The organism is Lentilactobacillus parabuchneri DSM 5707 = NBRC 107865, assembly GCF_001435315.1.
Lineage (GTDB): Bacteria > Bacillota > Bacilli > Lactobacillales > Lactobacillaceae > Lentilactobacillus > Lentilactobacillus parabuchneri.
Genome location: NZ_AZGK01000003.1, coordinates 192,890 through 207,014 on the forward strand (window position 1 = coordinate 192,890; position 14,125 = coordinate 207,014).

Genomic DNA, 14,125 nt, shown 5'->3' on the forward strand with positions numbered 1-14,125 from the left:
GAGGAATAACCGCACATGAAGAAATTTATTGATCCAGATAAGTTAGAGCTTGAAGACAACGTTGTTTCAATTAACCGGATCACTAAAGTTGTAAAAGGTGGACGTCGTCTTCGTTTTGCTGCTTTGGTCGTTGTTGGAGACAAGCACGGACATGTTGGTTTTGGAACTGGTAAAGCTCAAGAAGTTCCAGAAGCAATCCGTAAAGCCGTTGAAGCAGCTCGCAAAAACTTAATTGAGGTTCCGATTGTTGGTACAACGATTCCTCATCAAGTTCTCGGAACTTTTGGTGGCGGACGGATTTTATTGAAGCCTGCTGAAGAAGGATCTGGAGTAGCAGCTGGTGGTGCCGTGCGTTCCGTTATGGAATTAGCTGGTGTCGATGATGTTACCAGTAAACGACTGGGTTCCAATACTCCTATCAACGTTATCCGAGCAACATTCAAAGGGTTGGTTGAATTGAAGAGTGCTGAAGAAGTTTCAGCTTTACGTGGGGTTTCAACCCAACACTTAGCTGAATAAGGAGGGTGTTTTAGATGGCTCAATTGAAAATTACTTTAAAACGTAGCGTAACTCATCGCCTTCCAAAGCAACGTAAAATTGTGAAGGCACTTGGCTTAGGTCGAGTAAATAGTGTCGTTGTCAAACCTGATAACGAATCTATTCGTGGGGCTTTATTCCAAATCGCTCACTTAATTGAAGTTGAACAAGTTAAAGACTAATAATTCGTAAGGAGGTGCCAATTTCATGAAATTAAATGAATTGAAGGCTGCTGAAGGTTCTCGTTCATTGCGTACTCGTAAAGGACGTGGCCGTTCTGCCGGCAAAGGTAAGACAGCAGGTCGTGGCCAAAAGGGTCAAAAAGCTCGTAGCAAGACGCGTGTAGGATTCGAAGGTGGCCAGATGCCATTGTATCGTCGTATTCCAAAACGTGGTTTCAACAACATTAACCATAAGGAATATGCTGTTGTGAACGTTGTTAAACTTGAAGCTTTTGACGATGGTACTGAAGTAACTCCAGAATTACTTCAACAATCAGGGATCGTTAAGAATACCAAATCAGGTATTAAGATTCTTGGTGAAGGTGAACTGACCAAAAAATTAACCGTTAAGGCTAATAAATTTTCAAAAGCTGCACAATCCGTAATTGAAAATGCGGGCGGTAAAATCGAGGTGGTTTAATGCTTTCGACTTTAGCAAAGGCATTTAAAGTAAAAGATATTCGTAACAAAATTCTTTTTACTTTGTTTGTTTTGATCATATTCCGTTTGGGAGCATACATAACTGTTCCCGGAATCAATGCCAAAGCTTTAACATCCGTTGCATCTTCCGGATTGGTAAGTATTTTGAACACATTTAGTGGTGGTGGATTGACGAACTACTCTATTTTCGCAATGGGGGTTTCTCCATACATCACTGCTCAAATTATTATCCAATTACTTCAAATGGATATCGTCCCTCGATACGTTGAATGGGGGAAACAAGGTGAAGTTGGGCGACGTAAGTTGAATCAACATACTCGATATTTGACAGTTATCTTGGCATTTTTCCAGTCAGTTGGAATTACTGCCGGGTTTAACCAATTGAGTAGTTTAAACCTTGTTCAAAATCCAAGTATTAAAACGTTTGTTATCATCGGCTTAATCTTAACTGGTGGGACAATGTTAACAACTTGGATGGGTGATATGATTACGGAGCGAGGAATCGGAAATGGTATTTCAATGATCATCTTCGCCGGAATTGTTGCCCGGATTCCTGTAGGTCTTCAGTCATTATGGACCCAATATTTTGTTGGTGTCACTGGTGCTGACTTATGGCAACCAATTTTGTTCGCAGTTGCTTTGTTGATTATTGTTTTGGTTATTGTTACATTTGTTACTTGGGTTCAACAAGCTGAGCGTCGAGTACCTATTCAATATACCAGAAGAGTTTCAGGATCACCCGATAGCAGTTACCTTCCATTGAAGGTTAACGTTGCTGGTGTTATTCCCGTTATCTTTGCGAGTTCCTTTATTGCAACTCCACAGACAATTTTGATGGCATTTACGAATAATTACTCAACTGCTACTTGGTTCCAAGTACTAAACAATTTGTTTAATATGCAGACTCCAACAGGTGCTGCCTTTTACACAATTTTGATTATCATGTTTACTTTCTTCTATGCGTTTGTTCAGGTTAACCCGGAAAAGCTTTCTGAGAATTTGCAGAAGCAAGGAAGCTACATTCCAGGTGTTTGGCCTGGTCACGAGACACAGTCTTACGTCTCTGACCTTTTGATGAAGCTTAGTACAGTTGGTGCGTTATTCCTTGGTGTTGTTGCATTAATTCCATTAATTGCACAAAACCTTTGGAACTTGAACGAGTCAATTGGATTAGGTGGGACAAGTTTACTAATCGTTGTTGGGGTTGCCATTGAAACGATTCGTCAGATTCGTGGATTGATGATGAAGCGTGAATACGTTGGATTTATTCATGATTCACGACCAACTGAAGATTAGAAACAATCAATACATTTCAAACGAGGAGGAAACAACATGTCTTTGAATTTGATATTAATGGGCTTACCTGGTGCAGGAAAAGGTACTCAAGCACAATTTATTGTTGATAAGTATCATGTTCCTCATATTTCGACTGGCGATATGTTCCGAGATGCTATTTCAAATAGCACGCCACTCGGAGTTAAAGCTAAGGAGTTCACTGATAAAGGTAACTTGGTTCCTGATGAAGTTACAAACGGAATCGTTAAAGAACGATTAGCAAAAGACGATACTAAGCCAGGATTCTTATTGGATGGCTACCCAAGAACTTTAGAGCAGGCAAATGCCCTTGAATCAATGACTAAAGATTTGGACAAACCGTTGACTGCTGTTATCAACATTGATGTTGATCCTAAGCTTTTGACGGAGCGTCTATCTGGTCGATTCATTTGTAAGACTTGCGGTGCAACTTATCACAAGTTGTATCACATGCCTAAAGTTCCAGGTACCTGTGATGTGTGTGGCGGTCATGAATTTTATCAGCGTGAGGATGACAAGCCTGAAGCTGTTAAAAATCGTCTCAAAGTTAACGTAGAGATGAATACACCGCTTATTGCATTTTATAAGGATCGCAATCTCCTGTTCAATGTTGATGGAAGCAAAGACATTGAAGAGGTTTGGCAAAAAGTTGATGAGATCTTAAGCACACTCTAAACGCTACTAATTTAGGTGTTGAGTCGGTTGGATTGATGAAATATAATGAATGTGTTAAACTGTCAAAGGTTTGTCAAGTTTATTTTAATGGAATTCAATCTATTTTAACATTGGAGGTGTAATAGAGTGGCTAAAGATAATGTTATTGAAGTTGAAGGAAAAGTTGTCGAAACTTTGCCAAATGCAATGTTTCGCGTTGAACTTGAGAATGGACACGAGATCTTGGCTCATGTTTCAGGAAAAATCCGAATGCATTATATTCGAATTTTACCTGGTGACAAAGTTACGGTTGAAATGTCTCCTTACGACTTAAGTAAGGGACGTATTACTTATCGATTTAAGTAGTCCTTTTCTTCAATTTTTTCGAGGAGGGTTAAAAATGAAAGTACGACCATCAGTACGAAAAATGTGTGAACATTGCAAGATTATTAAACGAAAAGGCCGAGTAATGGTTATTTGCTCAGCAAACCCAAAGCACAAACAACGCCAAGGTAAATAAACATAAACAGGAGGTGTATGCTCAATGGCTCGTATTGCCGGAATTGATTTACCCCGTGACAAGCGAATTGTCATCGGTTTAACTTACATTTTTGGTATTGGTAACACAACTGCTCAAAAAATTCTAGCTGAAGCTGGCGTTTCTGAGGATGTTCGTGTACGTGATTTAACACCAGACCAAGAAGATAAGATCCGTGAAGTCGTAAGTAACCTGAAAATTGAAGGTGACTTGCGTCGTGAAGTAAGTATGAATATTAAGCGTCTCCAAGAAATTGGGTCGTATCGTGGAATGCGCCATCGTCGGGGATTGCCTGTTCGTGGTCAACATACCAAGAATAATGCCCGCACTCGTAAAGGTAGCAAGGTTGCTGCAGGTAGAAGAAAATAATTAGAGAAGGAGGTCATGAGTTTTTATGGTAAACAAAAAGTCAAGTCGTAAGCGCCGTGCTAAAAAGAATATTGCTGCTGGTGTTGCTCATATCCATTCAACATTCAACAATACTTTAGTAATGATTACCGATACCACTGGAAATGCGGTTTCTTGGTCATCAGCTGGTGCATTGGGCTTCCGTGGAAGTCGTAAATCAACTCCATTTGCTGCACAGATGGCTGCTGAAGCCGCTGCTAAAGCATCAATGGAACATGGCATGAAGTCAGTTGAAGTTGCTGTTAAGGGACCTGGTTCCGGCCGTGAAGCTGCTATTCGTGCACTTCAAGCAACTGGATTGGAAGTTACTGCTATTCGTGATGTTACTCCGGTACCTCACAATGGTTCTCGTCCTCCAAAGCGTCGTCGAGTTTAATTAAGACATTCAATATAGTGAAGTTTATTTTGTTTGATCGTATTGATATTTTGCATGTAGACTCACGCGTTTTGAAAGGGGTTAATGATAAGAATGATTGAATTTGAAAAGCCTAACATTCATAAAATTGAAGAAACAAAGAATTACGGTGAAGTTGTCGTTGAACCGCTCGAACGTGGATATGGAACAACACTTGGTAATTCTTTGAGACGTACATTATTATCATCTCTTCCTGGGTCCGCTGTTACCAGCATCCAGATCGATGATGTCTTGCACGAGTTTTCGACTATTAAAGGTGTTGTCGAAGATGTTACTCAGATTATTTTGAATGTTAAGAAAATTTCTTTGAAATTAGATGGGCCAGAAGATGAAGAAGAAAATTTGGAAATCGATGTAATTGGTCCTGCTGACGTGACTGCTGGTGATATTCAAGCTGACAGTGATGTAACTGTTCTGAACCCTGATTTGCACATCGCGACTGTTGCTGAAGGCGCCACATTCCATATGCGGTTAACTGCCAACAAAGGTCGTGGGTACGTTTCAGCTGTTGAAAACAAAAAGCGCAGTTCTGAGATGCCTATTGGTGTGCTACCCGTCGATTCTATTTATACCCCAATCGAACGTGTCAACTATCAGGTTGAAAGTACACGGGTTGGTCAACGCGATGATTTCGATAAGCTAACTTTGGATGTTTGGACTGACGGTTCAATCACCCCTAGTGAAGCGGTTAGTTTAGCAGCTAAGATTTTAACTGAACATTTAGAAATGTTTGTTGATCTTACCGACGAAGCTAAGAATACCGAGATCATGGTTGAGAAAGAAGAAACCCACAAAGAAAAAATGTTGGAAATGACAATTGAAGAATTGGACCTTTCAGTTCGTTCATACAACTGTCTTAAACGTGCCGGCATTAATACTGTTCAAGAACTTACTGAAAAGACAGAACCTGACATGATGAAGGTTCGAAACCTTGGACGTAAATCACTTGAAGAAGTTAAAGAGAAGCTCGCAGCATTAGGCCTTTCACTTCGCAAAGAAGACTAATAAAGATAAAGAAGGAGGACATCCAATTATGGGTTATCGGAAATTACAACGTAGTAGTGCACATCGTCGCTCTTTGCTTCGTAACTTGACTACTGATCTAATTATCCATGGTCAAATCGTTACTACTGAAGCTAAAGCTAAGGAAGTTCGCTCAACTACTGATAAGATGATTTCACTCGGTAAGCGCGGTGACTTACACGCTCGTCGTCAAGCTGCAGCGTTCATTCGCGATGTTGTTGCTGATGTTAAAGAAGATGGTGACGACATTAACGTTACTACTGCTTTACAAAAAGTATTTGGCGAGTTAGCTACTAAGTATGCTGATCGTAATGGTGGATATACACGAATCTTGAAGACCATGCCTCGTCGTGGCGACGGTGCTCCAATGGTTATTTTAGAGTTAGTTGACTAACTGGTATTAAACCAAATCAAATAGTTATCACGAGAATCACTCAGGTTTTTGGTATAGAACGTTATGATGGTGGAACACTTATTCCTAGTCTAGTTTGAATGTGGGACTTGTCCCATGCGCCAGTTACCTGTAAGTGATTTTTTTGTACATATAAAAAGCGATATTGACCGCGGGGGTCATCATGAAAGACATCATACAAATTAAAGATATCTCATTTAATTATTCAGGGCAGCCACTACTTTTTGATCATTTGTCTTTAAATATCCATGAAGGTGAATGGACAGCATTAATTGGCCAAAACGGCAGCGGTAAGAGTACACTTGCCAGGTTAATTGACGGATTAATTGTTTTAAAGTCAGGACAGATTGTTGTTGACGACTTAACCGTGAACGACCAAAATATTTTTGATGTTCGGAGTAAAATAGGGATGGTGTTTCAGAATCCCGAGGACCAGTTTGTTGGTGCCACCGTTGAAGATGATGTCGCTTTTGGGCTTGAAAATCGACGTGTGCCCAGGGATCGGATGCATGAGATTGTTGAAAAAAGTTTGAAAGACGTCGGGATGTGGGAGTTTAGAGACCGAATTCCCGCCAATCTTTCCGGGGGCCAAAAGCAACGAGTTGCGATTGCCGGAATCGTTGCACTCAGTCCTAAAATTATTATTCTTGATGAAGCAACCAGTATGCTTGATCCCAGAGGTCGTCAAGACATTTTGAATTTGGTTGCTCGGATTAAGGCGGCCAACAACTTAACCGTCATTTCGATTACCCATGATATTGATGAAGCAGCACATGCGGATCAAGTTGTCGTTGTCAATAAGGGCGAGATCATCGAGGAAAATAAACCAGAAAATATTTTTGGCGAAACGGCTAAATTACAATCACTTGGCCTGTCTGCACCATTCACGGCGCAGCTGATTGCTGCCTTAAAGCAACATGGAATTGATCCAAATAGTCAATACATGAACGACGAGAGGTTAATAGCATGGATAAAGAAATTCGTTTCTCAAAAGTGACCCATACCTACCAAGCGAAGACGCCATTTGCCCAGAATGCGCTGGACAACGTTTCTTTAACAATTCCAGCCGGCTCGTTTACGGCGATCATTGGGCATACTGGTAGTGGTAAGTCGACGCTGGTTCAACACATCAACGCATTACTCAAGCCGACAAGTGGATCGATTGACATTTTTGGCCGCACAATCACGCCAAATACAACTAATAAAAATCTCAAAGAACTTCGCCAACACGTTGGAATGGTATTTCAATTTCCCGAGAAGCAGCTCTTTGAGGAATCAGTCATTAAAGATATTATGTTTGGCCCGAAAAATTATGGTGCCTCCGAAACTGAGGCGAAAAGTGCTGCCGTTGAGGCCATGCGCCTGGTCGGGTTGGATGAATCACTAGAAGATCACTCACCTTTTGATTTGTCTGGCGGCCAAATGCGGCGAGTTGCCATTGCTGGGGTACTCGCTATGAAGCCTGAGGTCTTAATTTTGGACGAACCAACTGCTGGATTGGACCCACGTGGGCACAAAGAGATCATGGATCTGGCCGAATATCTTCACGACCAAAATGACATGACCATTATTTTGGTGACACATCAAATGGACGATGTGATTGATTATGCGTCAGACGTTGTGGTGATGGACCAGGGTGAAATTGTTAAGCATGGTCGGCCTGAGGAGATCTTTGCGGCGCCTAAGTGGGTGTACAAAATGCATTTGGATTTGCCAAGCAGTGCCGAATTTGCGATGAAGCTGATGGATGCGGGTGTCAAATTAACGAAGACGCCGTTAACGATTGATGATTTGGCTGCCGAGATCGCAAAAATTGCTGGTGGGGAGGGACCTAAAGAATGAGTAACTTTATTTTTGGCCGCTACCTGCCTGGAAATTCCTGGATTCACCAAATGAGTCCTCAGTCCAAACTATTACTCAGTTTTTACTTTGTCATTGTCATTTTTTTTGCGAATAATATTTGGGCTTATGGTGCTTTAAGCGTGCTGATCTTATTTGTCGTCATTTTTTCCGGCGTTTCGATCGGTTATTTTCTAAAGGGGATTCGACCGCTGATCTGGCTGATCATTTTTACTGTTTTGCTTCAAATCCTCTTCAGCAGTGGTGGCCACGTGTTTTGGCACTTTGGCCCGTTTTCAATTAGTGATACGAGCCTGATCAACGGCGGATACATTTTTATTCGTTTCTTACTGATTATTATGATTTCAACTGTTTTGACGTTGACAACGACGCCTTTGGCAATCGCAGATGGCGTTCAAACGGTTCTAAAGCCACTCAAAAAGATTCGATTTCCCGTTGATACCTTGGCACTTATGTTGTCCATCGCATTACGTTTTGTACCGACATTAATGGACGAAATGGAAACCATCTTAAACGCTCAGCGGTCACGGGGCGTTGACTTTGGGTCCGGAAGCCTCAAACATCGGATTCAAGCTGCCGTTCCGCTTTTGGTCCCATTATTTACGGGTGCGATCAACCACGCAGAAAATCTATCGACTGCGATGGAAGCCCGCGGGTTTACTGATAGCGAGCATCGAAGTAAGTATCGCGTCTACAAGTGGAAGGGGAAGGACACCATTAGTTGGATTGTCTTTTTACTCGTTGGCGTGGTTGTATTATTCGTTAGAAAAAATTGAGGTGATCACAATTCGATACAAAGTTACATTGGCATACGACGGCACACTTTTCAGCGGCTTTGAACGGCAGCCGAATCGGCGCACGATTGAAGGGGTGTTAACGCAAAAAGTGAATATAATGGCTAAAAATCCTGAGCCACCAATTGTTGTTTACGGGTCAGGCCGGACCGACGCCGGTGTTCACGCCCTTGGGCAAGTCGTTCACTTTGATTTTCCCTTTGATCTGCCATCGGAAGCAATTTATCGTGGCTTGAACAGTTTGCTACCCTTAGATATGGAAATTAAAAAGGCTGAGCGGGTGTCGGACCATTTTCACGCCCGCTATGATGTTTCTGGAAAGCGTTACGTTTATCGGTTGGATCTTGGTGAGTTCAAGGATCCGTTTAAACGAAACTATACCGGCAACTGGCGCTTTCCGATTGACATCGACAAAGTTCAAGCTGCGATGGCCGACTTTGTGGGAGAGCATGATTTTACAAGCTTTGTCGCATCCGGGTCAACTGCTCGGTCAAACTACCGGACAATCTATGAAGCAAAGGCGAGCTTGGATAAAGATGCTAATGAAATTCGCATGGAGTTTTATGGCAATGGCTTCCTCTACAACATGGTTCGAATCATGGTTGGGGTAGTTGTTGAAATTGGATCGGGAATGCGCCCTGAGCACGATATATTACGTTTATACGCCGTTAAGGATCGTGACCAGGCTCGCAGAACGATGCCCGCCTCTGGTTTATATCTCAAACGGGTTTATTATGAGGGTGAGGATCCTGATCACCCAACGAAATTACCAAAACGACAACGATAATTTGTGAAATTAATTGACTTTCGTGGGAATAATTTGTATTATGTTAATTGGTATTGTTTGCCCCACGATAAGCCCCGGAATCTTATTTGGTGTCGAACAAACACAGGAACATGGAGGAATTAATAGTGCGTACAACTTATATGGCAAAACCTGGTGAAGTAGAACGTAAATGGTACGTTGTTGACGCAACAGACGTATCTCTTGGTCGTCTTTCATCAGCAGTAGCAACAATTTTACGAGGCAAGAACAAGCCGACTTTCACACCTAACGTCGATACTGGTGACAACGTAATTGTTATCAATGCCAGTAAAGTAGGTCTGACTGGTCGCAAAGACAAAGACAAGATCTATTACCACCACAGTCGTTTTATTGGTGGTTTGAAGCAACGGACTGCCGGTGATTTACGTCAAAACAATCCTGAAAAGTTAATTGAAACTTCCGTTAAAGGGATGCTTCCTCATGGAACATTAGGTCATAAGATTGGTTTGAAGTTACATGTCTATGCAGGTCCTGAACACGATCAACAAGCTCAAAAACCAGAAGTATTAGACATTAATAACCTAATTTAAGGAGGAATTCACTTTGGCTCAAGTACAATATCGCGGCACTGGCCGTCGTAAAGATTCAGTTGCTCGAGTACGTTTGGTACCCGGAACTGGAAAAATTATTATGAATGACAAAGCAATTGAAGATTACATCCCATTTGCTAACTTGCGTGAAGTTGTTGTGCAACCATTTAACGTTACTGAAACCTTAGGTAACTATGATACCTTGGTTAACGTTAATGGTGGTGGATTCTCTGGACAAGCCGGAGCAACTCGTCATGGAATTGCTCGTGCATTGCTCGCAGTAGATCCTGACTTCCGTGGACCATTAAAGCGCGCTGGTTTATTAACCCGTGACGCTCGTATGAAAGAACGTAAGAAGCCAGGTCTTAAAAAAGCCCGTAAAGCTTCACAATTCTCAAAGCGTTAAAATTTATTTTGCGTTTCAAAACACTTCCAAGATTGGGAGTGTTTTTTTGTTGGCCCGGTTTATTGAGATTATTTTAAAATTCCAGCCAAAGCGACATTCCGCGACAAATAAGTATTAGAATACATCACGTTATTGTATAATAGATGCATCAAATTTAAAGGGGTTACAAAGATGCCTGTTAAGAAGAAAACGTTAAGGCTGAACATGTTGGCAATGTTTATTGCAATTATTATCCTCCAGACATCGATTCCGTTAATCGGTTACATTCCAATTGGACCATTGGAGATTACCATCATTCCAATGACCGTGGTCGTCGCAACAATTCTCATGGGGACACTGGACGGCGCCATTATTGGTGGTATCTGGGGCTTAACCGTTTTTATCAGAGCGTTTGTCTGGCCGACCAGTCCACTTGCTGCAATCGTGTTTGTTAATCCGGTAATCTCCATTTTTCCACGAATTATGATTGGCGTCGTTGCCGGCTTTGCATACACACAATTAAGAAAACACTTTAAAAAAGCTGCCGTCAGTATGTCGATTGCTGCCGTTCTGGGTTCCTTAACGAATACGGTTTTAGTGTTGGGGTTAATCTACGTCTTTTACAAAGCCAAGGCACCTCAGCTTTATCAGATCAACATTAAAGAGCTCTTGCCTTACCTGTTGGGGGTTGTTGGAACAAATGGGGTTCCAGAAGCGATCTTTAGTGGTGTAGTGACACCCTTAATTGCCGTTCCGGTAAAAAAGATTTTTGACCGAGCAACGAGCGAATAAAAAAGCCGCACTGCAATAATTGCAGTCCGACTTTTTATTAAGACTTCTTGGTGGATTTCTTAGACTTCGTATTTTTGGTAGCGGGCTTTGCGTCTTCTTCGGCATCATCTTCCTCAACACGAGGAGCCGCCTTAATCATCTTGAGATGACGATTATTAATGACGACTTTTTGATGATACTTGTCGATAATTTCAGGATCATCCGATTCAAATGTTATCAAGAATGAGTTGGTATAACTCTTATCAATGTAACCATTGAATGTTTGCTTTTCGATCTTGAATGAAACCTCATCACCAACATGGAACTTGGATTGTGCTTCTGATACCTCGGTGTTTTTAACCATTGGTTTTCATCTCCAGATTTAAGTGTCAGGTGATAACATAACCGAAAATTTAAGATTTGTCAATTTTTAGTACTTCAAAGTGCCATTATTTTTAAAATTTAGATTGTCTTTATATCCGTTTATCGTTAGAATTAATTTTAAGTGAGAAAGTTTGAGGTTGGATTGGTAAAATATAAAAAGGGACGGAAGCGTCGAGCAAAAAAAGCCAACATGATTTTAATGCTGATTCTGGTCGGCACTGCGTTGGTGATTATACTTGGATTCCACGCACTATCAGAAAACTCTTACAACGAAAACAACCTGCAATCATCACAAAATGAGATTGCAGTCGAACACCGAAAATTTATCAACAAGTTGGCGCCTCAAGCCCAGCGTCTTCAAGGACAGTACAATATTTTACCAAGTATTACGCTCGCCCAAGCAATCTTGGAATCGGATTGGGGCACCAGTAAGCTTGCCAGTAAGTACTACAATTTATTTGGCGTTAAGGCTCAAGACGGGTCGACCAACTCAGTTTATTTAAACACTCAGGAGTTTGTGAATGGCCGTTACGTGACGGTTAAAGCGCGCTTTCAGGTGTATCAGAACTGGAATGAGTCGTTGGCTGATCACGCCAAGCTTTTGGCTTATGGCACAAAATGGAATTCGCAACAGTATAAGGACGTCGTTTCTGCTACCAATTATTTACAGGCAGCCGATGGGCTTCAACAGGACGGCTACGCAACGGATCCCACCTACACCAAGAAGTTGATTTCACTTATTAGACAGTACAAACTATACCAGTATGATGATTAGAAAGGAATTTTGTAATGGACTTACTTAAGCAACGCATTTTGAAGGACGGTACCGTATTACCAGGAAACGTATTGAAGGTCGATAATTTTTTGAACCATCAAGTTGATGCCCAATTAATGGACCAAATCGGATCGGAATTTGCCCGATTGTTCAAAGATGAAAAAGTTACCAAAGTCGTTACCGTAGAGTCCTCTGGAATCGCACCCGCACTGACGACGGCAATTCACTTGGGCGTTCCGCTAATTTTTGCCCGAAAGCACAAGAGCCTGACGTTGACCGATAATTTATACACTGCCAGCGTCTATTCATACACCAAACAGGTCAGCAACGACATCAGTGTTGATAAGCGTTTCTTAAAGCCCGACGACCGAATTTTAATTATCGATGATTTCCTTGCTAATGGTCAAGCGGTTCAAGGTTTGTTGGAAATTGCCAAATTGGCCAACGTTGACGTTGCTGGAGTCGGCATCGTCATCGAAAAGAGCTTCCAAAAGGGTCGCACCATGATCGAAAAGACGGGTGTTCGTTTGGAATCGTTAGCCCGAATTGCGTCTTTGGACAATCAGCAAGTTACATTCGTTGAATAATACCACCGTGTAATCGTCATATTAGTTTGGAAACACTCATTTTTTATAATTTCGATAATGAAAGTAGTGAATGAATTGGCAAACGCAAATGTTCTCTATCCTGGTCAAACAATTGGCATCCTTGGTGACAGTATTAGTACACCTATTTTGTTGGCGAGAGCCAAACAAATGGGCTTTAAAATCGGGATGTACAGTTCCAACGAAAATAGCAAAGCAATGGCCTTAGCGGACTATAAGTACATTGGTCCCTATACGGATAAGCAAACCCTCAAAATGTTTGCTGAACGATGCGACGCGGTCATTTACGACAATGTATTCATTGACTCGGATGTCATCAGATATGTTTCCCAATTTACTTCAGTCCCCCAACAAGATGGCATGTTAGATATTGTTCAGGATCGCTTAATTGAACGGACCTTTTTTGAAACCTTAAATATCAATATGGTTCCCTATTCGACGATTGTGACTTTGGAAGATATTTATCAGGCGATCAATTCGATTGGGTACCCGGCAATTTTGAAGCCCATTCAACGTGGACTTAACGGTGGCAAGGAATTACTGATCAAAAACCAGGCCGATATTGTTTTGGCTTCCGGCTTCCTGGATTCGGGCACCTATATCTTGGAATCTTACGTTGAGCACGACACTGATTACTCAGTGGTCGTCACACGCACAGAATCCGGCTCTGAGGTGGTCTTTCCCCCAGTTGAGGTAATCTACGAGGGTGACCAACTCATGACCGCCTACACCCCTGCAAAGCTCGATGCCAGCGTCGAAAAAGAAATGAAACGGATTACCGCAGAAATTGCCGGCAACGTTGATTATGTGGGGACCTTTGAAGTTTCTTTGTTCTTGGCAAAGAGCGGTTCAATTTACGTTAGCCGGATTTCACCTAAGTTAAGTCCGGCGGGGTTCGTCTTTGATTATGCTGCCAGCGCCAATGAATTTGAGCAACACCTCAGAGCCATCGCGGGGTTACCCTTGACCCAAATTATTCCAGGAATTGCCACCGTCTTTCAGGCAATTCGTCAAAAAGAATATCAGCGTGTTCAAACACAGTGGGTTATCAAAGATAATTGGCATTTTACGTTTTACGGTAATGAACCGGAAGATGAAACCAAAGTCGTGGGACACGTGTTAATTCCAACGAAATCAATTTCGGATACATTGGTCAAGCTCGAAGCAACTGCCATTTGGAAAGACGTTGATTACAAAACAAAATACAGTCAGATGTAAGAGTCGGGAAGCCG

General features: G+C 41.8%; 22 protein-coding genes. 21 read left to right on the top strand and 1 reads right to left on the bottom strand.

The genetic code is table 11. The features are described from left to right. Positions 1 to 15 precede the first annotated feature (15 nt). The 18 genes from rpsE (at position 16) to FC51_RS04890 (ending at position 11,150) form a co-directional block, all read left to right on the top strand. Positions 16 to 519, top strand: a complete 504-nt coding sequence (rpsE, locus tag FC51_RS04810) for a 30S ribosomal protein S5 (RefSeq protein WP_057911024.1) — start codon at positions 16 to 18, stop codon at positions 517 to 519. Between the two features lie 14 nt (positions 520 to 533). Next, positions 534 to 719, top strand: coding sequence for a 50S ribosomal protein L30 (gene rpmD / locus FC51_RS04815; RefSeq protein WP_057911025.1), 186 nt, complete (start codon positions 534 to 536; stop codon positions 717 to 719). A 25-nt stretch (positions 720 to 744) separates the two neighbouring features. Beyond that, the gene (gene rplO, locus FC51_RS04820) at positions 745 to 1,179 is read left to right on the top strand and encodes a 50S ribosomal protein L15 (protein ID WP_057911026.1); all 435 of its coding nucleotides are present in this window, start codon (positions 745 to 747) and stop codon (positions 1,177 to 1,179) included. Then, positions 1,179 to 2,495: a preprotein translocase subunit SecY gene (gene secY, locus FC51_RS04825; protein WP_057911027.1), complete on the top strand. Its 1,317-nt coding sequence runs from the start codon at positions 1,179 to 1,181 to the stop codon at positions 2,493 to 2,495. Before rplO ends, secY begins: the two co-directional genes overlap by 1 nt. Positions 2,496 to 2,537: 42 nt before the next feature. Further along, entirely contained in the window at positions 2,538 to 3,188 is a 651-nt protein-coding gene (locus FC51_RS04830) for an adenylate kinase (protein ID WP_171031854.1), read from the top strand. Positions 3,189 to 3,314: 126 nt separating this feature from the next. Then, complete coding sequence (gene infA / locus FC51_RS04835) at positions 3,315 to 3,533, top strand: translation initiation factor IF-1 (protein WP_008855782.1); 219 nt, start codon at positions 3,315 to 3,317, stop codon at positions 3,531 to 3,533. Between the two features lie 34 nt (positions 3,534 to 3,567). After that, the gene (rpmJ, locus tag FC51_RS12100) at positions 3,568 to 3,687 is read left to right on the top strand and encodes a 50S ribosomal protein L36 (protein ID WP_013728483.1); all 120 of its coding nucleotides are present in this window, start codon (positions 3,568 to 3,570) and stop codon (positions 3,685 to 3,687) included. Positions 3,688 to 3,711: 24 nt separating this feature from the next. Further along, positions 3,712 to 4,074, top strand: coding sequence for a 30S ribosomal protein S13 (gene rpsM / locus FC51_RS04840; RefSeq protein ID WP_057911029.1), 363 nt, complete (start codon positions 3,712 to 3,714; stop codon positions 4,072 to 4,074). A 25-nt stretch (positions 4,075 to 4,099) separates the two neighbouring features. Beyond that, positions 4,100 to 4,489 carry a 30S ribosomal protein S11 gene (gene rpsK, locus FC51_RS04845; RefSeq protein WP_057911030.1) on the top strand — a complete coding sequence of 130 codons (390 nt, stop codon included), beginning with the start codon at positions 4,100 to 4,102 and terminating at the stop codon, positions 4,487 to 4,489. 93 nt (positions 4,490 to 4,582) lie between these two features. Continuing rightward, on the top strand, positions 4,583 to 5,533 hold the full coding sequence (locus FC51_RS04850; RefSeq protein WP_057911031.1) for a DNA-directed RNA polymerase subunit alpha: 951 nt from the start codon (positions 4,583 to 4,585) through the stop codon (positions 5,531 to 5,533). A 28-nt stretch (positions 5,534 to 5,561) separates the two neighbouring features. Next, the gene (rplQ, locus tag FC51_RS04855) at positions 5,562 to 5,945 is read left to right on the top strand and encodes a 50S ribosomal protein L17 (RefSeq protein WP_057911032.1); all 384 of its coding nucleotides are present in this window, start codon (positions 5,562 to 5,564) and stop codon (positions 5,943 to 5,945) included. 181 nt (positions 5,946 to 6,126) lie between these two features. Then, positions 6,127 to 6,960 (top strand): energy-coupling factor transporter ATPase, encoded by an 834-nt coding sequence (locus tag FC51_RS04860; protein WP_057911033.1) that lies wholly within the window; start codon positions 6,127 to 6,129, stop codon positions 6,958 to 6,960. Then, a complete protein-coding gene (locus FC51_RS04865; protein WP_057911034.1) occupies positions 6,930 to 7,805 on the top strand; it encodes an energy-coupling factor ABC transporter ATP-binding protein in 876 nt (291 codons plus the stop codon). Before FC51_RS04860 ends, FC51_RS04865 begins: the two co-directional genes overlap by 31 nt. Further along, complete coding sequence (locus tag FC51_RS04870; protein WP_057911035.1) at positions 7,802 to 8,599, top strand: energy-coupling factor transporter transmembrane component T family protein; 798 nt, start codon at positions 7,802 to 7,804, stop codon at positions 8,597 to 8,599. Before FC51_RS04865 ends, FC51_RS04870 begins: the two co-directional genes overlap by 4 nt. Positions 8,600 to 8,609: 10 nt before the next feature. Then, a complete protein-coding gene (gene truA / locus FC51_RS04875) occupies positions 8,610 to 9,404 on the top strand; it encodes a tRNA pseudouridine(38-40) synthase TruA (protein ID WP_057911108.1) in 795 nt (264 codons plus the stop codon). A 125-nt stretch (positions 9,405 to 9,529) separates the two neighbouring features. Then, entirely contained in the window at positions 9,530 to 9,973 is a 444-nt protein-coding gene (rplM, locus tag FC51_RS04880) for a 50S ribosomal protein L13 (protein ID WP_057911036.1), read from the top strand. A 13-nt stretch (positions 9,974 to 9,986) separates the two neighbouring features. Continuing rightward, complete coding sequence (rpsI, locus tag FC51_RS04885; protein ID WP_013728473.1) at positions 9,987 to 10,379, top strand: 30S ribosomal protein S9; 393 nt, start codon at positions 9,987 to 9,989, stop codon at positions 10,377 to 10,379. 171 nt (positions 10,380 to 10,550) lie between these two features. Further along, positions 10,551 to 11,150: an ECF transporter S component gene (locus tag FC51_RS04890; protein WP_057911037.1), complete on the top strand. Its 600-nt coding sequence runs from the start codon at positions 10,551 to 10,553 to the stop codon at positions 11,148 to 11,150. 37 nt (positions 11,151 to 11,187) lie between these two features. Here the strand turns inward: FC51_RS04890 and FC51_RS04895 are convergent, their stop codons facing one another. After that, positions 11,188 to 11,493 (bottom strand): hypothetical protein, encoded by a 306-nt coding sequence (locus tag FC51_RS04895; protein WP_057911038.1) that lies wholly within the window; start codon positions 11,491 to 11,493, stop codon positions 11,188 to 11,190. 219 nt (positions 11,494 to 11,712) lie between these two features. Here FC51_RS04895 and FC51_RS04900 point away from each other — a divergent pair, with 219 nt between their 5' ends. The 3 genes from FC51_RS04900 (at position 11,713) to FC51_RS04910 (ending at position 14,111) form a co-directional block, all read left to right on the top strand. Then, positions 11,713 to 12,288 carry a glycoside hydrolase family 73 protein gene (locus tag FC51_RS04900; RefSeq protein WP_057911109.1) on the top strand — a complete coding sequence of 192 codons (576 nt, stop codon included), beginning with the start codon at positions 11,713 to 11,715 and terminating at the stop codon, positions 12,286 to 12,288. A 14-nt stretch (positions 12,289 to 12,302) separates the two neighbouring features. Then, positions 12,303 to 12,875, top strand: a complete 573-nt coding sequence (locus FC51_RS04905; RefSeq protein ID WP_057911039.1) for a xanthine phosphoribosyltransferase — start codon at positions 12,303 to 12,305, stop codon at positions 12,873 to 12,875. 75 nt (positions 12,876 to 12,950) lie between these two features. Further along, a complete protein-coding gene (locus FC51_RS04910; protein WP_057911110.1) occupies positions 12,951 to 14,111 on the top strand; it encodes an ATP-grasp domain-containing protein in 1,161 nt (386 codons plus the stop codon). Positions 14,112 to 14,125 lie beyond the last annotated feature (14 nt).